This window comes from Wolbachia endosymbiont (group B) of Xylocampa areola (genome assembly GCF_964028205.1).
Lineage (GTDB): Bacteria > Pseudomonadota > Alphaproteobacteria > Rickettsiales > Anaplasmataceae > Wolbachia.
This window is the reverse complement of sequence record NZ_OZ034771.1, coordinates 891,020-914,291: the sequence shown is the minus strand read 5'-3', so window position 1 is coordinate 914,291 and position 23,272 is coordinate 891,020. Positions and strand designations below refer to the sequence as shown.

The following is a 23,272-nucleotide window of genomic DNA, read 5'->3' as shown; positions in this document are numbered from 1 at the left end:
ATCAATCATTACTCTAAAAACTTAAAATGAATGAATTAGTTAACCTTATTAATTCAAGAGAAGAAATATGTAAATTGCCACATAATTTAGAAGCAGAGCAAATGCTCATTGGTGCAATGATTCGTGATAATAGAATTTGTGATGCAGTTGAAGATATAATTGCAGCAGACAATTTCTACGATCCACTACATCAAAGCATTTTTACCCAGATATCTAAAACCAGAAAACACGGCATAGTTGCCAATGAACTAAGCCTTAAGATGTTTTTTGAAAATGATAAAGCATTTGCCGAATGTGGTGGAGTTGAGTACCTAGCAAAGCTTGCAGCGAAGGCAAGTATTGCTCTTGATATCTATAGCTTGACCAGAATAATCCGTGATACTTATTTAAGAAGATGCTTAATCAAGCTCGGACAAGAGACAATTGACGATAGTTATAACTATGACATCGAAAATCCTGCACAGGTACAAATTGAGCAAGCAATGACAAAATTGTTCAATTTAGCAGTAAAAAAGCAAGGTGAGAAAACATACATAAAGCTTGCAAGTTCAATTAAAGATGTGGTTGAGAAGATTAGCAAGCTGAAGAATAACCCAGAGGCTCTAGGTATTACAACCGGACTTCAAGATCTAAACCAGCTTCTTGGTGGTTTGCAGAAATCTGATCTGTTAATTATAGCTGCAAGGCCCTCAATGGGAAAGACAGCATTGGCACTGAACATCGCACTTAACGCTTGTAAGATTTTGCAAAAAAGAACAGATAAACAACACTACGTAGCTTTTTTCTCACTTGAAATGTCAGCAGAGCAATTAACCGCAAGATTGATTACTATAGATTCAGGCATTGGTTATTATAAGGCACTGACTGGGAGAATTAGTGATTTTGAATTACATGAATTCATTAATGCTAGTACAGATCTATCAGAATTACCTTTCATAATAGACGATACTCCTGCTCTATCAATTAGTGCCCTTCGTACCAGAATACGACTGCTATATCAACTATACAATGTAGAGGTGGTATTTATAGATTATCTGCAATTAATTCGAGGAACAACAAAAAGGAGTAGTGAAAATAGAGTGCAAGAAATCTCAGAAGTGACGCAGGGTTTAAAAGCAATTGCAAAGGAACTAAATATTCCCATTGTTGCACTATCACAGCTCTCTCGTTCTGTTGAGCAAAGGGATGATAAAAAACCACAACTTTCTGATTTACGTGATTCAGGAAGCATAGAGCAGGATGCAGATATAGTAATGTTCCTCTATAGAGAAGAATATTATGAATTAAGAAAGCAACCAAATGAAGGAAGTAATAAACATCGAGAGTGGCAAGAGAAAATGGAGAAAATTAGAAATATTGCAGAGCTGATCATTGCAAAACAAAGAAACGGGCCAATTGGCAGTGTGAAGCTACATTTTGACTCCAATAGAGGTGCATTTAAAGATTATACAGAAAGATATAGTCTGTAGCGGTTTTGAGTAATTCTGGAAGTGTTTAACAAACCATACGTGCCAAATTAAGAAGCTATCGTGAAACATAGCAATATTTAAGATTGGCATTTTATTTGTTACATTTATTTTTTTAGGAAATTCTTATCTAGGATAAGATGATTTTTTAGAAAGATCTATAAATTACTAACCTTATTACTTAATATATAAAATAGTTTTTTCTTATTTCCTTTCTTCCTTACGCCACTTTTTCTTAACTTGATGCGTATGGTTTATTTAACACTTCCGATATACAACTAAAAAATAGCAAATTCTCTATAACTTGAATATAATTTTAGCTTTACCTAAACAGAAAGATGAATTACTTAATGGATTTTGTTTTAATATCTCTTTCCTTGCCACTTTTTATTACTGAGAATTATTTGTTAATTACTGCGTTGATCCCACTTTTAAGTGCATTAGCTATTTCTTTTACTAGTAAATGGCCCAGAGTGAACAATAGCATTACTGTTGTTTCTTCTATGCTTCTATTTGCGTATACATCTCTATGCACTTTATATTTGGTGTATGGTGATCATTCTCAATTTATTCTCATGGACTTTGGTAATAATTTGCATATTAGTTTAAAGTTAGAGTCTAGTGGAGCAATATTCAGTTTATTAATATCATTTTTGTGGGTACTAACCAGTATATATGCAATATGTTATATGCGAAATAACTATGCTGATAGTAACTACTCGAGTTTTCTATGCTTTTTTTCAATAGCGATTAGCTGTGCAATGTTTATTGCTTTTTCTGGAGATTTGCTCACTACATTTGTCTTTTACGAGCTTCTAACTATTAGTACATACCCTCTGATTACTCACAACTCAACAAATGAATCAGTAATTGCAGGACGCTATTACTTTGGTTTACTATTTTTCTCTTCTTTAGTGTTATTTTTTCCTGCAATAGGTCTCTTATATAATGAATTCCATACTTTAGACTTTGTAAGAGGTGGAATATTCAAGTTTGATACTTCGTTCATAACTTTTATTGCAGTGTGTTTTGCTATGCTGATTTATGGAATAGGAAAAGCTGCATTAATGCCAATGCATTTTTGGTTGCCAAAAGCAATGGTTGCACCAACTCCTGTAAGCGCACTACTACATGCTGTTGCTGTTGTGAAATCAGGAGTGTTCATCATCATCAAAGTTATATTATACACTTTTGGCATCGATAATATGCAACGTTTTGCACAGCAAAGTTGGTTTGCTGGAGGATGGCTTCCGTACGCTGCTGGATTTACTATTATTACTGCATCGTTAATTGCATTAAAGCAAAAGGAATTAAAGAAATTGCTTGCTTATTCTACTATCTCTCAGTTGTCATATATTATATTGTTCGCTTCAATTTTTAGTGAATTTAGCATGAGGATTGCAATTTTTCAATTAGTTTGCCACGCATTTGCAAAAATCACTTTATTTTTCACTGCTGGAGCAATAATAACGAAAACAGGTGAGAAATACATAGATAGAATTCACGGTATAGGACGTAGTATGCCAATTAGTATGATAGCATTTACTATAGGTGCATTGTCCATGATAGGGGTACCACCTGCTCCGACTTTTTGGAGCAAATTTTTCATTTTTCAAGCTGTTTTTAACTCTAGTAATGTAACACTTTCTGTATTTGTAGCTCTGGTGTTAATTGTCAGTACTATACTCAACGCTCTATACTTCTTACCGATAATTTACAATGCCTTTTTCTTAAAACCTTCTAGAAATTATTTTATTAAAAAGACACCAATGCTTCTAATTTTACCTCCAGTTGTTACTGCTGTATGCACTTTAGTTATTTTTTTAGCTACCAAGTAATTTTTTAAATGTAATCAGCTGTATTTATAGCCGTTAACAATAAATTTAAATGGTATTATACCAGTTAGAGTTGCTTTCATGTTTGATAAAGTAAAGCTAACCTCCACAGCATAGTCTTTCATTTTCTTATTTTGCTCAGCTGCAAAAAGTACAGTGGCATTTCCAGCAAATTTAACTAAGTCCTTGATCGATCGGTCAATAGATAGTGTTGTTACGTTTATGTTGGTAATTTTTTTTGTGGATGAAACAGCTTCATTGTTTACTTTTTCCTGAAAGTCTTGATAGATTTTATATATAGAATTGTTTTTTATAAAATTTTCTTGATACTTTGATTCAACGATCTGAGAGGACTCGTATGCTTCGACGTATTGACTTACCAAGTACCTTGCTATGGAAGTGTATTCATCTTCTTTTTTACTAAAACTAAGTTTATGTATTGTAGAAAACTCATCTTCTGTGTGGTTCGTGTACTTCACAAAATTTAAATCTTTTTTAACAGGAAGTAATAGGTATATGTTTAGTAATGATAAAAATAAACATACTAAGAGAAGTAACGTTATTAACGCCATCCAAGATCTTTCTACAACGCAGAACAGGTATCTGTGGCAATACCATTCTACTGCTTTCCTGAAATAACTTTTGTTTTTTACTGATTCAACTTCCATAACCTAATTATAATAACTCTAAAAAAACTTTAAAATATGTCTAAATTTTCCAAAATAGTATGAATGATTATATCACCTTGTTCTGCAATAAGATGAAATTTATCAATTTTCTTCACATCTAAATTTATCATTTTTACACTGAAGCTTTCAGGATCATAAGTATTACTTTCTGCACTTTTGTGATAATTATAGTAGTGTAATTTATTTTGATCATCAAAATAACCAAATTCATCAGCAAGGGTTCCCACTTTTCTGCCTTTACCTTCTCTGACTAGCTCAAATAGATCAATTACATGGTTTTCAGATCCAGGCTCAATAAGACCTTCTACAGCAAAAAATTTAGGTGCATGACCAACATACTCCTTAAATTTTAGATTATTAGTCTTTTTTACACTACCAAAATCCACGAATTTATATTCATCTGAAAGATCAGAATATTGTGGATCATACTTTTTATATTCAAAAAACTCATTACCTAAAAAATTACAAAACGTTAGTTTATAGTCATCATGATTGAGTTTAATAACTTTAAGATAATGAAAATCTCTAGGAATCTTTACTTCTTCTTTCGTAATATGATTAAGTATGACTAACTCGCCACTGAGCATGCGATGGCCAATTTTTGGCAAAGTAGCTATATTGATTGCCTTATTGAGCTTAAAATTTGCTTCATAGATACCACTTGACAGCTCCTTCCCTTTTTCTAAAGTGACGTCTTGGTCTAAAGCTGTATTCTTGAGTAAACTCAATTCTTTCTGCATGTTCAATATGGTTTTTGTTAAAACTTCTATTGATTGCCATAAAGTTAATTTATTATCAGTCAAACTATATACTTTAAGTATTAAATTATCAGGATTTTATCATGAATTTATGTTAAAAGTATTATATTTTTGTGTCATGATGTTAACTACATTAGCTAAAACATGCTTTTTATCTAAGCGAAATTGCTTTGCAGCAACGAAAAGTTCATCTATTTCTTTCCATTGACTTAGCAAAATTTCAACATTATTTACTTCTTTCTTTATACTTTCTAAAATGGAGGTTTGAATGATATGTGATGCTAGTTCTAGCTCAATTTCACTATTAATTATTTTATTAACTATATCAGAATTATTTAGATTACGGAAAAATGTATAAAAATGCTTATGTGACTCATAAGCACCACTGTTTATTGCATTTATTATTACTCCCGGAGTTCCAGGAAACAAAGTAATGATCTCACTAAATATTTTATCGTCGAATTTACACTGAGATGAAACAACCTGCTTTGTTTCATCGTAAGTTAACGGAAGTAAATTCAGCTGAAAGCACCTACACCGGATGGTGGTTTGTATATCATATAGTTTATGGCTAATTATAAGTATTTTAGAATTTTGTGGCGGCTCCTCTAATATCTTTAATATTGCATTTTTAGCATTGCTAGTCATTGCCTCCAAGCTATCTATTATAGCTATCTTATATTCTGATTGAATGGGGCTTAGGTACAGAAAATTTTTCATTTCTCTCACCTTTTCCACTCCTATTGTATCACCTTCAACAATGTGTAAGTCTAATGCTACTTCATCGTAATTTTTGATAAGAAACCAATTAGAAAAGGATTGTGCAAGTGTTGCTTTTCCTATGCCTTTTTTACCACAGATCAGCCAAGATTGAACAGACAAGTTGTTCATTATCTTTTTTTTTGCTTGGTTGTGGCCTATCACCTTTTTCATTCTTTCTCCTATAGATCTTAGTTTGAAAATTCGTTATTTATTGTTTGTAATGAAATTTTACCTTTTCTTAAAACCTTAATCTTGTCTCCAGTTAAGTCAATAATAGTAGATTCTATACCAGAAACTAATTCATCATCTTCAATTACTGCAGATAAGTGTTGCTTAATAGACTGAGGTATATCTCTTGCTTTGCATATACTTTTTTCTCCTGAAATGTTAATACTAGTTGCAACTACTGGAGTTTTCAGTTCATTTAATATTGAAATCGCAATAGGATGATCAGGAATTCTTATGCCTATACTATCTTTAAAGAACTCATTTGGTAATATACTGTTATCTTGAAGTGGTAAAATATAGGTCATTGGTCCAGGAGAAAAGTAGTTTATTAAATTGATATATTCTTCTTTTACCTTTGCTATATTTGTCAAACTATCAACATCACTAACAAATATAGAGAGTGGCTTGTTTTGAGAACGCTTCTTTATCCGGTATATTTTTTCTATAGATTCTTTACCTAGCGCATTACAAGCAAGAGCATATACTGTCTCTGTTGGAAAGCATGCTAACAAATTATTTTTTATTGCATTTATTACTTCAAATACCATATAGCTAAAACTTATGTCTACAATAGCTCTGGGTTTACAGTTATCTCGCTATATGGTAGCAATTAAGATACCGAAATGGCTACTGTTGTATACTTACAGTAAATTTTATTAGCAACTGCTCGTTTTTACAACAGATTTACTACAATCCGAACTCCTCATTGATTTTATCGACTATCGTCTGTGGTGGATCATCTCCCCATCCTGAATATAAAATCTCTCCATAATCTGCAACATCTATAGAGCCAGTTCTACTTTTTGCCAGAAACATTTCTCTTTTATCTTTATCAACTAATACATAGTGCCAAGCTGATCTTCCTCGATCTTTACCACGAACTAGATATATGAGATCTGATCTACTTCTTCTTGTTGCATCAGCAAAGGATCTTTCATTGATAGTTCTGCTTTTACTCTTTATGCCGCCACTTTCAGAAAAAGCTTCCTTGGCTTCAGCTTTTTTGTTTGCCAATTCAGAAATTTTTCCTTTTGCTCCTAGTGCATGTTCTTTGGTATTTTGAGATGAATACTTACTGGAAAAACCTCCTCTTGTCTCATTAGAAGTCCTATTTGTAAAACGCTTAGTAAACGAGTTATCGTTATCATTTTCTGCCATAAAAGTCTCCAAATTTTAGATTGTAGAATCCAAATTTTTACTACACCCTATCATAGGTTAGTTAAATTAATATAAATGAAAGATAATATAGTAATTATTACAGGAATTACAGCCTCAGGTAAATCAGAATTATGCGATAACTTGATAAAAAAGCATAAAAACATTAGCATAATAAACTGTGACTCAAAGCAGGTATACAAAGAGATTCCCGTAATTACTGCTCAACCACCAAAGCAGAAAGAATTTTATAGGCTATACGGTTATGTTTCAGCAAGAGAAAATTATTCCGTAGGTTTATGGATAGAGGATTTAAATAGGGAAGTTAACAACGCGCTGAAAAATTCACGAATACCGATCATCACTGGAGGAAGTGGGCTTTACATTAGCAGCTTAATCAAGGGATTATCATCGATTCCACAAATAAGCCAGGAAGTGAGAGAAAACGTAAATGAACTTAGAAAAAATTTAAGTAAAGAGGAATTCTACAAATTAGTGCTAAGCAAAGATCCAAGGATTCAAGGTAAAATATTTATTAATGACTCACATCGCCTCTCAAGAGCACTTGAAGTTATCACTGAAACTGGCAAGACAATCTTTGTATGGCAAGAAAATAGACAGCCTCCTTTGTTCAATAATTTTAAGGTATATACAATTCTACCTAAACGTGAGGATATATACCGAAAAATAAATTCTCGTTTTATTGAAATGGTTGAAAATGGAGCAATTGATGAAGTAAAAAACCTACTTAGCATGAACCCATCTCCACATTTGCCAGCTATGAAAGCACATGGAGTACCAGAAATTATAAGATACTTAAAAGGGGAGATTACTTTAGACGAAGCAATACAGATTGCTCAAACAAACACAAGGCATTATGCAAAACGCCAGTACACTTGGTTTAAAAATCAATTTCCGAATTCTCAAGTGATTGACTGTGCAAATAAATTGACAGAATTTGGAATATTTTGATTATTATGTATTATATTGCTATGCCTATGCAAACTTTTCTTGATAGTATTAAACTTTTTTCTTAAAGAACTTTCATCATTGCCTAAATTGTGATTATTAAATTCTTTGTAAAAATATTCTTACTTATGAAGCGCTACTATACCTGTAAGAGCCTTTATCACTAAATGAACTATATCACGCAATATTTCATCCTAAATTTTTCTATATTCTCTCACTAATCTTGTAACCACAATCTCCACTTTCATATCCTTGTATAGCTCTTCTCATAATAGTAGGAACAAGATAAGATAGTGATTTAGTGTAACAAGAAGGTAAAAATGCCAGCAGCGTACAGTTATGACTTAAGGAAAAAAGCCATTCAGGCATTGGATGAAGGAGAGAGCAAAACAGCAGTAGCAAATTTTTGGCCCTCTCTAATAACTTCAACATCACTAAATTCAAGGGCTTGGCCTTCTATTATTTGGAATCTTTCATGTCCTTTTCCTGCAACTAGCAGAATCATATTTTCATCATGTGCTATATTTATACCTTTCTCTATAGCTTTTTTTCTATCTCCTATCTCCAGTGCATCAGGGCAATGTAACAAAATATCGTGACGAATTTTCCCCGGATCTTCATCACGCGGATTGTCATCTGTGACTATAACTTTACCTGCAAGCATTTGTGCTATTTTACCCATCTCTGCACGTTTTGTTTGATCACGATTCCCGCCACAACCGAACACTAGAACTATCTTTTTATTGAAGTGCCATTTTAAAGACAACAGAGCTTGTTTGAGTGCACTTGGAGTATGAGCGTAATCGACAAATGCAAAAGTGTTCACTTTTTCCATTCTTCCAGATGGAGAAGCGAGTTTATCTATACACATTCTTTGATAGTCCATACCAGATGAAATAACTATACCGATTGCACACAACAAATTATATGCTTGAAATTGCCCAAAAATCGGAAAAAATGCGTTATAAATTTCATCACCGATTTGAATTGTCAGGTATTGACCATTGGCAGTGGGTATCTGCTTTAATAAAGTAATGTCAGAGTTTTTTTTTCCATAGGTTATAACTTTGTTGCCACGCTTTTCAGCTATGTTGAGCAACTCTCCATATTCGCCTATATCTGCATTTAAAATCGCTGTTTTTTCTTTTGGCAATACCTCATCAAACAACCTTTTCTTGGCCTCAAAATACTCATCGATACTTTTGTGATAGTCCAAATGATCTTGAGAGAAATTAGTAAAAGCTGCAGCATTGAGCCTGAGTCCATGGATTCTGTATTGATCGATTCCATGGCTTGAAGCTTCTAATGCTAAGTGTTCTACGTTCTTATTATTTATGTCACGCAATGTGGAATAAAGATCATCTGCACTTGGCGTTGTAAGGCTATTATCTTTTCTATTATTATTGACACATGTTCCCAGTGTTCCTATAGACGCTACATTATCTTGCCAAATCTGGCGACAAAATTCCACCACTGAAGTTTTACCATTCGTACCAGTTACAGCAGCAACATATTTAGGTTGTTTGAATTGATAAAACCTGCTGACTATTTCACTGTATATTCCTTGAGGGTCCGAGTGGTAAAGCACTGCAAAACTTGGAGTACTTGTCATTCGAGTAGCGGACACTGGAATCCAGTTTTCATTATACAATTGTCTAGTATGCTTGTTTACAATTAAATTTTCTGGATCCCAGTGTCTGAGCACTGGGATGACATCTTTCTTGGCCCCTTGTATTACAACGTCTACACAGTTGTGTACACATCCATTAGGAAGACATGTTACGTGTTCTTTACTCCTTTCTGACACACAAACAAAAAGGTAACCTTCTTTAACTCTCTTAGGATTACATGTGACGCCTTTGATTTCAATATCAAAGTCAGCATTTACAATGTTATGCAGTAGCTCTTTCAGTCTCACAATCATCTTTAACACTTGAACATGGCAGTCTTATTAATGCAGTATTCAAGTCAAAAATCAAATCTTCAGGATCTTCTAGTCCGCAAAATATTCGCACAAAACTTCCACCATAATCTGAATTCATTACAGATCTTGACATAGATCTATGTTCTATTGGTAATATCAAACTGTCACATCCTCCCCAAGAAGCACCGATGCCAAAAATTTTCATGTGATCAACCATGCAGCTTAGTTCCTCACATGAATATTCTCTATCGAGTACTATACTAAATACGCTACTTGCCCCTTTGAAATAACTTTTCCATAAATCATGCTGAGAATAGGAAAAAAGTGCGGGGTATAAGACTTTTTTGATTTTTGGATGTTTTTCCAGCCACTTTGCTACTTGCATTGCTGTACTTTGATGCTTCCTCATGCGTGTTTGCAGTGTTCTAAGTCCCCTGTGTGCAAGGTAACAGTCATGCGATTGAATGGTGACTCCATAATTTTTATAGCTCTCATAAAGCAATTTAAAAATTTTACCTTCAGCAACCATAGCTCCCATCACTAAATCTGAGTGACCGGCTAGATACTTTGTCACCGCGTATAGTGCAACATCAATTCCATAATCAAGCGGCTTAAACAACAAAGGAGTGGCCCATGAATTGTCACAAACGGTTACGATTCCACGTGCTTTAGCAACTTTTACTATATGCTCTATATTTGAAATCTCAAACGTTATAGAACCAGGAGTCTCAATCATGATGAGTGAAGTATTACTCTGAACTAAATCAGTTATATCCTGTGTCGGATTATAAAAAGTTACTTCTACTCCTCTTTTTGGTAGCTCATTTTCGGCAAATCTCTTTAGCCTATAATAACTATTATCTTGTATCAGGACATGTGAACCTGCTTTAGTGAAAGTCAAAATAGCAAAAGTAAGTGCAAATAATCCAGAAGGGTAGATGAGTGCTTGTCCCCTACCCTCAATTTCAGCCAGTGCATTTGAAAAATAATGAACAGTAGGCGTACCAACATTACTGTAACTGTAATCCCTTGCAACACCATCATTGATTACATCGTATATACTTTCTCCATTTGCTGCATTTAAGTAGTCCTTGTAAGTAGGAAATAATATAGTAGAAGAATGATAAACTGGTGGGTTCATCGACCCTTTATAATCATTAAATTTTCTTCCTGCTTTAACTAATAAAGACTCTTCTCTCACGTTTCTACTATTTATTTTTTAGATTGTATTCGCTTTGCGTATACAAGTGAAGAGAAATCGCATGTAATCGCTCTATTTCACTCTTTAATAATTCATAGATCAATTTATGCCTCTTTAAAGAGCTCATTCCAGAAAAGTCGTTAGATATTAATACTAATTTGATATGTGAAGGTAGTGTCGAAGAAGAAACAAAATAATGATCTACATGCTTTGCTGATTCATCGATAATATTAATATCAATTACACCTATTGAATCGCGTAATTTTTCTTCTATTGTCTTAATAATATCCACAATAGTTCCTTTAAGCAACAATACGCTCCTCTTGTCATCCCACAGTATCTGGGCACTGGGATGACAATCGAATTACTTATTCTCTTCTTTATTATCCATGTCTTGATAATCAGAATCTACTACTTTTTCTTCCTCATTATTTGTTGTGGATGAGCTTTCTCCACCTTGTTGTTGTTGAGATTCCTTATACATAGCTTCTCCAAGCTTCATAGAAAGTTGAGAAAGATTAGTAACCTTCTGTTGTATTGAATCAGCATCATCAATATTATCAGACTTACTAACTTCCTTTAATTCATTAACTGCATTCTCAATAGCAGATTTATCTTCTGGAGAAATTTTATCACCATATTCTGTCAAAGATTTTTCTGTAGAATGAACTAAACTATCCGCTTGATTCTTCACTTCAATAAATTTCTTACGCTTTTCATCTTCTTGTGCTTTTTCCTCAGCTTCTCTCACCATCCGATTTATTTCATCCTCCGATAAACCACCTGAAGACTGAATACGTATTTTTTGCTCTTTTCCAGTAGCTTTATCCTTTGCAGAAACATGCGCTATTCCATTTGCATCTATATCAAATGTCACCTCAATTTGAGGAACCCCACGAGGAGCAGGTGGTATTCCTTCTAAACTAAACTGACCAAGCAGTTTATTATCAATCGCCAATTTTCTTTCACCTTGATGTACCTTAATTGTAACGGCTGTTTGGTTATCTTCTGCAGTTGAAAACACCTGAGATTTTTTTGTGGGAATAGTAGTATTACGTTCAATAAGTGGAGTGAACACTCCCCCTAGAGTTTCAATACCAAGAGAAAGTGGAGTTACGTCAAGTAGTAATACATCTCTTACATCACCTTGAATGATTCCCGCCTGTATTGCAGCTCCAATTGCTACAACTTCATCAGGGTTAACCCCTCTGTGTGGATCTTTGCCAAAGAATTCTTTAACTTTCTCTATGACTTTTGGCATACGAGTCATGCCACCAACAAGAACTACTTCACCAATTTGACTAGCAGACAAACCAGCATCTTCAAGAGCTTTTTTGCAAGGAATTATAGTCCTTTCAATTAAATCATTCACTAAACTTTCAAGCTTTGCTCTTGTTAGCTTCATATTTAAGTGTTTTGGGCCACTTGCATCAGCTGTAACAAACGGTAGATTTACTTCTGTTTCCATTGCACTTGACAATTCTACCTTTGCTTTTTCTGCAGCTTCTTTGATTCTTTGCATAGCCATTGGATCGTTTTTCAAATCAATGCCATTACTTTTCTTGAATTCACCCAGTAAATAATTTACTACTGCATTATCGAAGTCTTCCCCTCCAAGGTGAGTATCACCATTTGTAGCCTTTACTTCAAAAACTCCGTCACCTATTTCAAGAACTGAAACATCAAATGTACCACCACCAAGATCATACACTACTATTGTGTGTCCGTGCTTTTTATCAAGACCATAAGCAAGTGCTGCAGCAGTTGGTTCGTTAATTATTCTGAGGACATTTAATCCAGCAATTTTTCCTGCATCTTTTGTTGCTTGACGTTGAGAATCATTGAAGTACGCCGGCACTGTTATCACAGCATCCTTTACTTCTTCCCCAAGATAAGCCTCAGCTGCTTCTTTCAGGTTTTGTAGTATAAATGCACCAATTTGACTAGGAGAGTATTCTTTACCATCAGTTGTTTTAACCCATGCATCACCATTTTTTGCTGCAAATACCTTATACGGTACACCTAGATTCTTCATTTCAGGATCGCTATATTGGCGACCTATCAATCTCTTAGTTGCAAAAAAAGTATTATTTGCATTGGTAGTTGCTTGCCTTTTTGCTGGAGCGCCAATCAACCTTTCTCCAGATGAAGTAAATGCAACTATAGATGGAGTAGTTCTTGCTCCTTCTTTATTCTCGATTACTTTTGCATCCTTGCCTTGCATTATTGCAACACAAGAATTTGTTGTTCCAAGATCTATACCTATTGCTCTTCCCATAATGAATACTCCCTTTTAAATATTATCTGATGTAAAATATATAAGTATAAAACTCGTTAATTACAAGTCCCGTTTAGTTGTTAGAGCCCAAAAGGCGCGAAAGCCATTTAGTTAACCAAAAGTTGCCCGGTAGTTTACCAGCTTCTTTATCCCTGCTATTCACAATTTGACATCCAGAATTCTGCAATGGCTTATAATCATTAAAATTAATATGGTCTCCTTGCTTTAAAATAAATGTATCTGCATCTAAACTATTATCAATACTAACATTTAATGTAATATTGAACTCTTTTTCGATTGTAGAAACCATATCACGCTTATTATTAAAAATGTGCGCTATAACTGCACTGCGTGCTATTAAATCAAAGGACTTATTTTGATTTTTATTAGCAATATGTTGCAAATCCCTTAGTATCGATGCAACAACCACTTCGTTTGATTTCACTCTTCCAATACCTTTACAGTGTAAGCACTCTGTAGTATTAATTTCCTGTATATTTGGTTTAATTCTTTGTCTTGAAAAGACCATTAAACCAAAGTCATTGATAAAGCTAAATTGAACTTTAGCTTTATCATCTTTAAACGCCTGCTTGATAGCAAATTCAACATTTTTGCAATACTCAAGTTTCAACATGTCAATAAAATCAACAACTATTAACCCTGATAAGCCCCTGAGATTCGCTTGCCTTGATATTTCAGATAATGCCTCCATATTAGTTCTATAAGCTGTTTCTTCTATGTTATCTTCTCCTGTCATTTTCCCTGAATTTACGTCTATTGAAACAAATGCCTCAGTTAAGGTTATCACCAAAGACCCACCAGATGGCAATTCTACTCTATTGCTATATAATTCAGAAATTTGATCTTCGACTCGATAGTAAGTAAAGATTGGAACAGAACCTCTATATAATCTAGGACGCAATTTTCCTTGTAACACATTTTTAGTGTATTTTCTTACCGCTTCACAAACTTCTCTATCAGATACTATAATTTCTGTATCATTACTACAAAAGTCACGTACAGATCTCATAACTACATCTGCTTCGTTGTAAATTAATGATGGAACATTTAAAGAAGAGAAGTTTTGCTGAATATTTTGCCATAATAAGGTCAAATTATTGTAATCTTGCTCAATTTCTTTCTTACTTTTTCCTGCACCAACAGTTCTTACTATTAAACCTGAGCCTTTTGGTAAATTTATTGAATTTAATATATCCTTTAACTGTTTTCTAACGTTGGTATCTTCAATTCTGCGAGATACTCCACCCCTACTTATGGAATTGGGCATGAAAACACAGTATCTACCGACCAAAGTTACGTATGTTGTAAATGAAGCTCCTTTATTTCCTCGTTCTTCCTTAGTTAATTGAACTAATAACTTTTGATTTACTGAAATCACATCTTGTAACTTATATTTTCTATGTAAAGGTACCCCCCTCACAAAACCACTGCTGGATTCATTACTAGCTGTAGAATCTAGGCCTTCTTCTGTGCAATTATCATTTGAACAGTCCACACCGCTCGAATAGTCTTCATCAGGGAAAATTTCCTTCTCTTTTTCTGGAATATTAAAGTAATTTAGAGATATCTCAGAAAAAGACAAAAAACCTTGCTTATTTTTTCCATACTCAATGAACACGGCCTGCAAAGCAGGCTCTATACGCTTTACATAAGCAACGTATATATTACCTCTTAATTGTTTTTTTTCCTTGAATTCTTGTTCAAACTCTACAACCCTACCATTAACTAGTAGGGCAACCCTTACCTCGTTAGAACAGGTAGTACTTTCTATCAACAATAACCTTTTGCCATCACTCACCACTTATTTACCGTCTACTTTTCATTCTGAAATGTTCTTATACTACTTAATATATTATTGATTGTCAAGAATTTTGCGATCTGCATTATTGGGTTGACTTTCAGTGTTTTGCGTAATAAACTTGCATAGAGTTTATTATGTCACTAACAATTATGGCGAAAAAAAATGCTTCTTTGCTTGTCAAGCTAGTTAGCACTGCAACTAAAACAACAAAAACTGGAGAAGAGAAACTAACAGGCTATTTTTGTGTAAAAAAACGTAATCCTAAGAACCTTCCCAAGAAGCTCGAGTTTAGGAAGTATGACCCAGTGGTCAGAAGACACGTATTATTTAAAGAAGAAAAATTAAAGTAAGTATATTATCATGCAAAGCTTACAGCTAAAAGGAGTGTAGCTTATTGCTCACTAGTTATACTGTTTTGCATTAGAGAAAGTCTGTTTGAGGTTTTGAAAGATTACGGTAACTTATATAAGTTACGGGAAATTGAGCCACCTGAATAAGGGCTGAAAATGGTAGCGTTTTTGTCCTGATCTGGTCTTTTTATTGCTTAAATGGGACTTGATCTGACACTTTAAATGATCCAGATAGTCTATATACCATCACACTCTGGGACCATACACTTAGAGGTTGTTCACAAACTTTTGAATTCTTTTGTTAAACTTTTACAGAAAAAAATTGCTTGCGCATATTTTAAATCTGACTATAATCATAGTAAAAGATATTTTAAGAGCTCAAAATTTATCTTTATCTGCAGACTTTTTTCATTAAATTCATTAAAAAATGTGGCGTATCTTCTTCAGCGTACGTAGGTGCACACACATACTTAATCTCTGTCGTATGTGCGCCGCACTTTTTTTCTAATCTTTTTTACACAGGAGGATTTTATGTCCAGAATTCCAGATACTTGATCTTTACTTTAGCTAAAAACCAATAGGCGCCTATGGTTTTTATAAAGAAAGTTTAGAAAATAACCAAAAACCACTTGCCATAAAAAGTAACTATATTAGTATAATATTCACATTTATATGTTAATATAGATATAATAAGATTAAGGATTATATTATGGTAAAATTTACACAAGATTCTGCTTCATTGACATTGCATGGTGTTGATTTACTTAATTTGTGCCACAGACAGTGTGAAAATAAATACGAGGGTAATGATTTATTGACAAAAATTAATAGATCTTGGTGTAAGGCTGACTGTAATAGAAATATTAAAGCTCCTGAACACCATTCACCAGAAAAAGTAACACTTAGTGAACAGTTAACAGATATTGCAAGTAATCTCCGTTTTGAGAGCATAAAATTATCGCTTATATCAGATGAAATAGACAATTACAATTCAATGTCTTTTTAATTAGAGTAAAAGAAGATATTGGTTATCTTCTTTTTTTTGTTTCTATGATTAACTACTTGAATTTAAGTTCGTTCAGGCAAGATAATTATGAGTAAAAATAGCAGATGCAAGTAGCTGGCACACAGCTGTACGAGCATTCATTTTTGAGGGCATAGCAAATGGTGTCATTCAAGTAGCTGACATTGGCTTGCCCTAATCTCATCAAGAACATTGTGCTTTAACATAATATTTTTATGCTTACCAACTTAACTGAATCCCAGACTGGGATGATATACTTCTGGTAGATAATGTCGGTATAGTTGTGATTGGAATAGAAAGCACTAAGTTTGCAATGCTATCTGAATAGATAAAAGAACTCATTACTCAGTGAAACAAGACTTGAAATTTTGTGCAATGCTGCTGATTATATCTAGATATGCATCCTTTCCAGGCTCTACATCTGATCCAATAGGATCAAGAATCACCATTTTTACGTCACTAGAAAAGACATTAGGCTTTATGCTATCCTCTCGTGAATGAGAAACAATACATTTAACGTTTTCCTCTTTCATTACCTTTTTTAATTTCATTAAACTCTTCATACCTATGTAAGAATCTTCTTCTATAGAAAGAATGGCGCTTGGGTAACTTAAATCAAAATATTTTTCGAAATATTGATAAGCATCGTGAGTAACTATGTATTTTTGATTTTTTAACTCATCCAATTCTTTCGTAATTTTTTCTACTTCTTGGTCTATCTTTCTTATAGCCTCCTCTGCGTTAGTATTGTATCGATAGGCATTTTCTTTATCTATATTAGATAATGTTGCACTGATAGAAAGTATCATACTTTTTGCATTTTCAGGACTCAGCCAAATATGCAAATCTTTTTCATCTTGAATGTGACTAGAAAATGAATGTGTTCGAGCAGGAAGTAGATCGATTGCACTTGATAGCGGTATTAACTTCTTATTTTCTTTAGCGAAAGTTTTAATGAATGTTTCCAAAGAATCATCGATATAAAATATAATATTGCTAGATTCTAATTTACTTGCGTCTGAAGGCCTGAGCATGTAGTTATGTTCAGACACTACTTCGTACATTAGTAGTTCTGGCTTTGAAATTCCATCTGTAACAGAAGCTACAAGTGAGTGTATAGGTTTGATTGTAGCTACAATTTTTAAATTGGATGAAAAGGCACTATTGTAGTATAATGTAAATGAAAGTAATAGAAAAAAAAACAGTAAATGTCTCATATAAATGTTGAGAAGAAGTCAATTTTTGCCAAAAAATTAAGTAGTGTCAATAACTGCATTCTAAAAATAGAAAACCTTACTCTTTCATACGGTAACAAAAAAGTTCTTGATAATATCAACATATCAGTACAAAGAGGAGATATAGTTACAATACTTGGTCCAAATGGCGGAGGTAAAACCTCTTTAGTGAAAGCAGTTGCTGGTATAAATAAAGGTTTTATTGGCAGTATTGTATTCGCTGACAATATAAAAATTAGCTATATGCCACAAAATTTTAGTATTGGTAATTTGATGCCAATAACAGTTGAGTCTTTCCTTTTCAATAGCTCCTCGAAGAAATTGAAGAAAAATCAACCCATTGTTACAGAAGCAATAGAATTGGTTGGTATCGGTAACATCCTAAAAAATCAAGTATTAGAAATCTCTGCAGGACAAACACAATTACTGCTGCTTGCACGCTGTTTAATTTCAGAATCTGATTTGATCATTTTAGATGAGCCAGTCAGTGCAATGGATATTAACGCACGATCTAAATTTTATGATATTATAAATAAAATCGCAAAAGAACGATCAGTGTCGATTCTCATGACTTCTCATGACCTTAACTCTGCTCTACCATCCTCAGATTACATAATTTGCATAAATAATACTATCTATTATCAAGGTAAACCTGATGAAATTATGGAGATAAATGAAATATTTGGCAGTTACGCAGCGAAATGATTCAAAATATTCTACGTCTTCTGCAAATAACTACAGTGCTAACACGCTACAATGTGTTACCTTATTTACTTCCACCATCAAAAAAATCAATAAATAAAATACAAGGTCATAAACTAAAGCGTGCTCTTGAAAGATTAGGTCCGGTGTTCATTAAATTTGGGCAATCCATTTCATCACGCACTGATATTTTAAATGAGGACATAACAAATAACTTGCTATTGATATGTGATAGATTGCCATCATTTTCGTATAAAATAGCAGTTAAAACTATAGAAAGTGAGTTTAATTGTAAATTAAGCGATATTTTTTCAAGTTTTTCTGAAAAGCCAATTGCAGCAGCATCAATTTCTCAGGTGCATAGAGCAGTTACAATTGAGGGTAAGGAAGTTGCTGTAAAGGTTTTGAGGCCAAATATTGAGAAAACATTCTCAAGGGATATAAAAATGCTTTCTTGGCTTGCAGAAATTGCAGAAAAATTTAGTGAACAATCAAAAAGGCTGAAGCCAGTTGAATTAGTCAAAACTTTTGCTGAAATTTGCCGATTAGAGTTAGATCTACGCTTTGAGGCTGCCCACTCTTCGGAACTGAAGGAAAATACTAAACATGACAGAGGTTTCTACGTACCTGAAATAGATTGGAGTAGAACTTCAAAAAAGGTTTTAACATTAGAATGGATGGAAGCTATACCAATATACGAAGTTGAAAAGCTGAATAACCGAAAGCAAATAGCTATCAATCTTATAGAATCTTTTTGTAATCAGGTATATAGGGATTGTTTTTTTCATGCTGATATGCATCCTGGAAATTTAATGATCGATAGTAATAACAATATTATTGCCCTGGATTGTGGAATCATGGGTAGAATAGATCGTGAGACATGCTATTACGTTATAGAGATACTCAAAGGCTTTTTAAATAGGGATTATGATCACGTTGCAAAAATGCACTTTAGAGCCGGTTATGTTCCATCACAGCATAGAAATTTTGTTACAGCTTGCAGAGCAATAGGTGAGCCCATTGTTGGACAGCCTATACAGAAGATTTCATTTGCTCGATTACTTACTCAGCTACTAAAAATAACTGGTGATTTTGATATGAAAGTTCAAACACAATTGTTATTGCTGCAGAAAACTATGATTTTATTAGAAGGAACATGTAGGAAAGTCTATCCAGAAATCAATATGTGGAAAGTAGTTGAAACATGGATAAACAATCAACATGAAAGTAAAATAGGGTATAGGGAAAAAATTAAAAGCTCTTATCCCATAAAAGCAATTCAGGGAATATTTAGCCTTATAGAAAAATTAAACCTAATAGCTGACAAAAAATTACAGGTGAAAAATAAATCAAATGGAAAAGCCTACTTTTTACTTTGGTCTGTAATTATAATTCTCATCGTTAAACTTTTAATTTCTTGAACTAAAAGATAATAGAAGCAAGTTTACAACAACTATTTCAGTCTTGAAACCACTCAGGTTTACATTCACTCGAATTATCAAGGTATTTTCAGGATGTACAAAAATTTTCAGAAGAGTTTAGACAAGAAGTAAAAACCTTAACTCTATCTTAAACTGATAACATTACCAAATTCAGTGCTTATCACATCACTCAGTACTGTACTTGCTTTATATGAACAGTAGCATCCAATTGTAAGGAAGACAAATGCAGCTACAGCAAGTGAAATACATATTTCTAAATTCGATATTGTTAAACATGCACCAATAGCAAACGCTCCAGATAACACAAAAGAGGCAGAGGCATAGTTACTTTGCCTTCTATTATAAATGCTTGCTTCTGAAAGTTTTCTGTTTTTGTTATTTAAGTCTTGATTTTGAGTTTGAAGTTCTGATCTCTGTTGACTAAAATCCCTTTTTAACTGTGAAATTTTGTTAGTGTCTCTTTCACTTACAACCCTATCCAACTCTTGCTCTTTTTTTCTAAGTTGAGTTTTTGTTCTTTCAAGCTCATCTCTAAGGTTTTTAAGTTGACTTTTTTCTCTAGTAAGTCGAGCTACTTGATCAGTGAGAGTGTTAATCCTTGTTTGCTGAGCTGATCTTTCCTGCCTAAAATCCCTTTCTAACTGTGAAATTTTGTTAGTGTCTCTTGTTCTTTCACTTACAACCCTACCCAACTCTTGCTCTTTTTTTCTAAGTTGAGTTCTTGTTCTTTCAAGCTCATCTCTAAGGTTTTCGAGCTGCTGCAATTCTTGAGCAATCAAATCGTCGTTTATTTCCGGGGCAACATTATGTACATTTGCTGAAGGCTGTTCCATACTTGCAGGAAATTTCTCATTGAGATAATTTTTAATAGATTCAATTGGATTATTAACATTCCTCAACAGAGCAATGACAATTTCACTATTTATGAAGCAGTTATCTTCCACTAATTCTTTTACATCATCCAAATCTTTTTTATTAATAACATCAGTTAATCGCTCCTTCATAACTTGCTCAATTATTTTCTTCACCCATGGATTTTGCTCTATAGCTGGTATCGGTTTTATTTGATTAAAATCTAGGTCTTTATGTTCTAAAAGTTTAGTCAATACTTCCTCGTTATCTTGTGTTATTCCTTGTAAACATGATTTGATAATCAGGCTAAGCAGCGTTTCTATTTCTCCATTGAAATTTCTTTTCCAGCAATTAGGGTTGAATTCTTCATTTAATAGTCTTTTTGCTTCATGGAAATTTCCATGAGAAAGAGCATTCAATAATTGTTTTCCTGTTTGTGCTTTTTATATTTCTTTTGTAAGATGTGAAAAATCTTTCTCCTGCTCTCTCCCAATTTGTTCAATATATTCTTTAGGAGTGTAACTTTTTCTGCTCCCATAACGATCTTCATAATCATTTCTAATGACTGGATTCAATTCAGGATGTCTAAGTAACATCTGTACGAAACTCCTATTTTCCATACGAAAAGCTAGATGTAGAGCTGTATTGAGTTCTTTAGCTTCTTGAATATTAACATTTAAATTCTGGTGCTGTAAAAGCAAAGTCATCATTTTTAAGTTTGTAGGACTATCATCACCACCCATGATAATAGTCATTAATGGTGTATATCCCTCATCAAACGCATTAACATTCGCACCTTCTGCCAGAGCTCGCTTAAAATCCCCTAGATTTTCATCATCAATAGCTTTAAATAATTTTGTTGTTGATTGTCCTGAAGTTGTTTGATTTTGAGTTCGTAATCCTACATCACTAACAACCCTTCTTCTAAAATCTACATTACTTCCCGAAAGCATACTAAATTCTCCTCAACCTATAATTTATTAACATAATTATAAAAAAAACAAAGAAAATTGCAAGTAATTTAGTTAAAAATTTTAGAACTAATTATGATTCCAAAAATTTTTCTGCATCAAGTGCAGCCATGCACCCTGTACCTGCTGCAACTACTGCCTGGCGATATACCTTATCTTGAACATCGCCAGCGGCAAACACCCCTGCCCTACTGGTTAGAGTTGTTCCAGGTTTCGTAATTATATAACCTTGCTGATCCATTTCAACAAAGCCCTTAAAAATACCTGTATTTGGCGCATGCCCAATTGCAATGAACACTCCATCCACTTTTAATTCCTGAACTGTATTGGTTTTCGTCGATTTAATTGTAATGCCAGTAACTTTTTTTGGATTTTCTTCTCCAAGAACCTGTTCTACGGTATGATTCCATATTACCTTTATCTTATCATTTTTAAAGAGCCTGTCTTGCATTACTTTCTCTGCTCTTAAGTTATCACGCCTGTGTATCAGTATAACTTCCTTAGCAAATCGAGTTAAAAATATTGCTTCTTCAACAGCAGTATTTCCACCACCAACCACAGCTACAACTTTATTTCTAAAAAATGCACCATCACAAGTTGCGCATGCCGAAACTCCGTAACCTTGAAATTTCTTTTCACTCTCCAGGCCAAGCCACTTCGCTTGCGCACCAGCTGCGATTATAATTGCATTCGAATAGTAGTCACTAGCATTACCACAAGATCTAAATCTATACTCATTAGAATCCTCAAGTTGTTCTACACTTTTTATCTCATCGTCTATTATTCTTGCTCCCGCCTTCTCTGCATGCAACCTCTTTTGTTCCATGAGTTCTGGACCTTGTATAGAAATAAAACCTGGATAGTTTTCAACATCCGTAGTAATTGTAAGCTGACCACCAGGTTGCATTCCTGTTACTACAATTGGCTCTAAATTTGCACGTGCTGCATATATAGCAGCAGCATAACCCGCTGCTCCAGATCCAATAATAAGAACTTTTGTACTCAATTTATAATTCTGCACTGTGTGAGTTTAGATAATCAGCCACTCCTTCATCGCTTGCCTGCATCGCAGGCTTGCCTTTTTTCCACCCTGCTGGACATACTTCACCATGCTCTTCATTATGTTTTATTGCATCAATGATTCTAATGAATTCATCGATATTACGCCCTAAAGGAAAATCATTTATCGATTGATGACGTACAACAAATTTATCATCAATAACAAAAGTTGCTCTTAGTGCAATTGAGTCATCATATAAGACCCCATAGTCTCTTGATATAGACTTTTTGATATCAGACACTAAATTGTAGCTAACCTCTCCAATACCACCATCATTAACTGGAGTGTTTCGCCATTTATAGTGTGAAAATTTTGAATCTATACTTATTCCTATCACTTCAACATCACGTTTTGAAAAATCTTCTATTTTGTTGCTAAATGATATCAACTCAGTTGGACAGACAAAAGTAAAATCAAGTGGATAGAAAAAAAGGACAGCATACTTATCCTTTATATGTTTACTTAAACAGAAATCATCAACTATTTTTCCACTAGCAAGAACAGCCGAAGCAGTAAAATCGATAGCGGATTTTGTTACAAGATTCATAA

22 protein-coding genes are annotated in these 23,272 nt (G+C 33.7%); 7 read left to right on the top strand and 15 right to left on the bottom strand.

Features of this window, described 5'->3' with window-relative positions; genetic code table 11:
* Positions 1–26: 26 nt before the first annotated feature.
* The gene (locus ABWU35_RS04465; RefSeq protein ID WP_007302722.1) at positions 27–1,469 is read left to right on the top strand and encodes a replicative DNA helicase; all 1,443 of its coding nucleotides are present in this window, start codon (positions 27–29) and stop codon (positions 1,467–1,469) included.
* A gap of 335 nt (positions 1,470–1,804) precedes the next feature.
* A complete protein-coding gene (locus ABWU35_RS04460; protein WP_372436128.1) occupies positions 1,805–3,304 on the top strand; it encodes a proton-conducting transporter membrane subunit in 1,500 nt (499 codons plus the stop codon).
* 14 nt (positions 3,305–3,318) lie between these two features.
* Here ABWU35_RS04460 and ABWU35_RS04455 read toward each other — a convergent pair whose 3' ends face one another.
* The 5 genes from ABWU35_RS04455 to ABWU35_RS04435 all read right to left on the bottom strand — a co-directional run bounded on the left by ABWU35_RS04455 (position 3,319) and on the right by ABWU35_RS04435 (position 6,896).
* Positions 3,319–3,969 (bottom strand): VirB8/TrbF family protein, encoded by a 651-nt coding sequence (locus ABWU35_RS04455; protein ID WP_007302720.1) that lies wholly within the window; start codon positions 3,967–3,969, stop codon positions 3,319–3,321.
* A 29-nt stretch (positions 3,970–3,998) separates the two neighbouring features.
* Positions 3,999–4,793, bottom strand: a complete 795-nt coding sequence (locus ABWU35_RS04450) for a hypothetical protein (protein WP_019078583.1) — start codon at positions 4,791–4,793, stop codon at positions 3,999–4,001.
* A gap of 36 nt (positions 4,794–4,829) precedes the next feature.
* The gene (locus ABWU35_RS04445) at positions 4,830–5,681 is read right to left on the bottom strand and encodes a DNA polymerase III subunit delta' (protein ID WP_007302718.1); all 852 of its coding nucleotides are present in this window, start codon (positions 5,679–5,681) and stop codon (positions 4,830–4,832) included.
* A gap of 17 nt (positions 5,682–5,698) precedes the next feature.
* The gene (locus ABWU35_RS04440) at positions 5,699–6,286 is read right to left on the bottom strand and encodes an L-threonylcarbamoyladenylate synthase (protein ID WP_007302717.1); all 588 of its coding nucleotides are present in this window, start codon (positions 6,284–6,286) and stop codon (positions 5,699–5,701) included.
* A gap of 139 nt (positions 6,287–6,425) precedes the next feature.
* On the bottom strand, positions 6,426–6,896 hold the full coding sequence (locus tag ABWU35_RS04435) for a hypothetical protein (protein ID WP_019236353.1): 471 nt from the start codon (positions 6,894–6,896) through the stop codon (positions 6,426–6,428).
* 75 nt (positions 6,897–6,971) lie between these two features.
* Here ABWU35_RS04435 and miaA point away from each other — a divergent pair, with 75 nt between their 5' ends.
* Positions 6,972–7,865 (top strand): tRNA (adenosine(37)-N6)-dimethylallyltransferase MiaA, encoded by an 894-nt coding sequence (gene miaA / locus ABWU35_RS04430; protein ID WP_019236354.1) that lies wholly within the window; start codon positions 6,972–6,974, stop codon positions 7,863–7,865.
* 358 nt (positions 7,866–8,223) lie between these two features.
* Here the strand turns inward: miaA and ABWU35_RS04425 are convergent, their stop codons facing one another.
* The 5 genes from ABWU35_RS04425 to ABWU35_RS04405 form a co-directional block, all read right to left on the bottom strand.
* Entirely contained in the window at positions 8,224–9,786 is a 1,563-nt protein-coding gene (locus tag ABWU35_RS04425; protein WP_017532610.1) for a Mur ligase family protein, read from the bottom strand.
* On the bottom strand, positions 9,755–10,987 hold the full coding sequence (metC, locus tag ABWU35_RS04420) for a cystathionine beta-lyase (protein WP_012481742.1): 1,233 nt from the start codon (positions 10,985–10,987) through the stop codon (positions 9,755–9,757). Before metC ends, ABWU35_RS04425 begins: the two co-directional genes overlap by 32 nt.
* A 7-nt stretch (positions 10,988–10,994) precedes the next feature.
* Positions 10,995–11,279, bottom strand: coding sequence for a BolA family protein (locus ABWU35_RS04415; RefSeq protein ID WP_012481743.1), 285 nt, complete (start codon positions 11,277–11,279; stop codon positions 10,995–10,997).
* 72 nt (positions 11,280–11,351) lie between these two features.
* The gene (gene dnaK, locus ABWU35_RS04410; protein WP_019236356.1) at positions 11,352–13,265 is read right to left on the bottom strand and encodes a molecular chaperone DnaK; all 1,914 of its coding nucleotides are present in this window, start codon (positions 13,263–13,265) and stop codon (positions 11,352–11,354) included.
* Between the two features lie 73 nt (positions 13,266–13,338).
* Positions 13,339–15,087, bottom strand: a complete 1,749-nt coding sequence (locus tag ABWU35_RS04405; protein ID WP_007302710.1) for an Rne/Rng family ribonuclease — start codon at positions 15,085–15,087, stop codon at positions 13,339–13,341.
* A 149-nt stretch (positions 15,088–15,236) separates the two neighbouring features.
* On the opposite strand from ABWU35_RS04405, the gene rpmG reads away from it, so the two are divergent.
* Together rpmG and ABWU35_RS04395 are read left to right on the top strand one after the other, a co-directional pair.
* Positions 15,237–15,437 carry a 50S ribosomal protein L33 gene (gene rpmG, locus ABWU35_RS04400; protein ID WP_012481745.1) on the top strand — a complete coding sequence of 67 codons (201 nt, stop codon included), beginning with the start codon at positions 15,237–15,239 and terminating at the stop codon, positions 15,435–15,437.
* Positions 15,438–16,146: 709 nt separating this feature from the next.
* A complete protein-coding gene (locus ABWU35_RS04395) occupies positions 16,147–16,443 on the top strand; it encodes a hypothetical protein (RefSeq protein WP_007302708.1) in 297 nt (98 codons plus the stop codon).
* 359 nt (positions 16,444–16,802) lie between these two features.
* Here ABWU35_RS04395 and ABWU35_RS04390 read toward each other — a convergent pair whose 3' ends face one another.
* Positions 16,803–17,678 carry a zinc ABC transporter substrate-binding protein gene (locus ABWU35_RS04390; RefSeq protein ID WP_007302707.1) on the bottom strand — a complete coding sequence of 292 codons (876 nt, stop codon included), beginning with the start codon at positions 17,676–17,678 and terminating at the stop codon, positions 16,803–16,805.
* Here ABWU35_RS04390 and ABWU35_RS04385 point away from each other — a divergent pair.
* Positions 17,670–18,401 carry a metal ABC transporter ATP-binding protein gene (locus ABWU35_RS04385; RefSeq protein ID WP_007302706.1) on the top strand — a complete coding sequence of 244 codons (732 nt, stop codon included), beginning with the start codon at positions 17,670–17,672 and terminating at the stop codon, positions 18,399–18,401. The two genes, ABWU35_RS04390 and ABWU35_RS04385, sit on opposite strands and share 9 nt — an antisense overlap.
* Entirely contained in the window at positions 18,398–19,819 is a 1,422-nt protein-coding gene (gene ubiB, locus ABWU35_RS04380) for a 2-polyprenylphenol 6-hydroxylase (RefSeq protein ID WP_012481747.1), read from the top strand. Before ABWU35_RS04385 ends, ubiB begins: the two co-directional genes overlap by 4 nt.
* Before the next feature lie 143 nt (positions 19,820–19,962).
* On the opposite strand, the gene ABWU35_RS04375 is transcribed toward ubiB, so the two are convergent.
* The 4 genes from ABWU35_RS04375 to ABWU35_RS04360 form a co-directional block, all read right to left on the bottom strand.
* The gene (locus ABWU35_RS04375) at positions 19,963–21,111 is read right to left on the bottom strand and encodes a hypothetical protein (RefSeq protein WP_353275894.1); all 1,149 of its coding nucleotides are present in this window, start codon (positions 21,109–21,111) and stop codon (positions 19,963–19,965) included.
* A gap of 24 nt (positions 21,112–21,135) precedes the next feature.
* The gene (locus tag ABWU35_RS04370) at positions 21,136–21,645 is read right to left on the bottom strand and encodes an ankyrin repeat domain-containing protein (RefSeq protein WP_353275892.1); all 510 of its coding nucleotides are present in this window, start codon (positions 21,643–21,645) and stop codon (positions 21,136–21,138) included.
* A gap of 91 nt (positions 21,646–21,736) precedes the next feature.
* Positions 21,737–22,684: a thioredoxin-disulfide reductase gene (trxB, locus tag ABWU35_RS04365; RefSeq protein WP_213863721.1), complete on the bottom strand. Its 948-nt coding sequence runs from the start codon at positions 22,682–22,684 to the stop codon at positions 21,737–21,739.
* Entirely contained in the window at positions 22,671–23,270 is a 600-nt protein-coding gene (locus tag ABWU35_RS04360; protein ID WP_007302702.1) for a peroxiredoxin, read from the bottom strand. Before ABWU35_RS04360 ends, trxB begins: the two co-directional genes overlap by 14 nt.
* Positions 23,271–23,272 lie beyond the last annotated feature (2 nt).

What these genes read in the sequence shown, in the direction of transcription:
- dnaK (WP_019236356.1), bottom strand. Translation starts at nt 13,265, where the DNA reads ATGGGAAGAGCAATAGGTATAGATCTTGGAACAACAAATTCTTGTGTT.
- ABWU35_RS04360 (WP_007302702.1), bottom strand. Translation starts at nt 23,270, where the DNA reads ATGAATCTTGTAACAAAATCCGCTATCGATTTTACTGCTTCGGCTGTT.
- ABWU35_RS04370 (WP_353275892.1), bottom strand. Translation starts at nt 21,645, where the DNA reads ATGCTTTCGGGAAGTAATGTAGATTTTAGAAGAAGGGTTGTTAGTGAT.
- ABWU35_RS04455 (WP_007302720.1), bottom strand. Translation starts at nt 3,969, where the DNA reads ATGGAAGTTGAATCAGTAAAAAACAAAAGTTATTTCAGGAAAGCAGTA.
- ABWU35_RS04465 (WP_007302722.1), top strand. Translation starts at nt 27, where the DNA reads ATGAATGAATTAGTTAACCTTATTAATTCAAGAGAAGAAATATGTAAA.
- rpmG (WP_012481745.1), top strand. Translation starts at nt 15,237, where the DNA reads ATGGCGAAAAAAAATGCTTCTTTGCTTGTCAAGCTAGTTAGCACTGCA.
- ABWU35_RS04445 (WP_007302718.1), bottom strand. Translation starts at nt 5,681, where the DNA reads ATGAAAAAGGTGATAGGCCACAACCAAGCAAAAAAAAAGATAATGAAC.
- ABWU35_RS04425 (WP_017532610.1), bottom strand. Translation starts at nt 9,786, where the DNA reads ATGATTGTGAGACTGAAAGAGCTACTGCATAACATTGTAAATGCTGAC.
- ABWU35_RS04395 (WP_007302708.1), top strand. Translation starts at nt 16,147, where the DNA reads ATGGTAAAATTTACACAAGATTCTGCTTCATTGACATTGCATGGTGTT.
- ABWU35_RS04390 (WP_007302707.1), bottom strand. Translation starts at nt 17,678, where the DNA reads ATGAGACATTTACTGTTTTTTTTTCTATTACTTTCATTTACATTATAC.
- ABWU35_RS04435 (WP_019236353.1), bottom strand. Translation starts at nt 6,896, where the DNA reads ATGGCAGAAAATGATAACGATAACTCGTTTACTAAGCGTTTTACAAAT.
- ABWU35_RS04460 (WP_372436128.1), top strand. Translation starts at nt 1,805, where the DNA reads ATGAATTACTTAATGGATTTTGTTTTAATATCTCTTTCCTTGCCACTT.
- ubiB (WP_012481747.1), top strand. Translation starts at nt 18,398, where the DNA reads ATGATTCAAAATATTCTACGTCTTCTGCAAATAACTACAGTGCTAACA.
- miaA (WP_019236354.1), top strand. Translation starts at nt 6,972, where the DNA reads ATGAAAGATAATATAGTAATTATTACAGGAATTACAGCCTCAGGTAAA.
- ABWU35_RS04440 (WP_007302717.1), bottom strand. Translation starts at nt 6,286, where the DNA reads ATGGTATTTGAAGTAATAAATGCAATAAAAAATAATTTGTTAGCATGC.
- ABWU35_RS04385 (WP_007302706.1), top strand. Translation starts at nt 17,670, where the DNA reads ATGTCTCATATAAATGTTGAGAAGAAGTCAATTTTTGCCAAAAAATTA.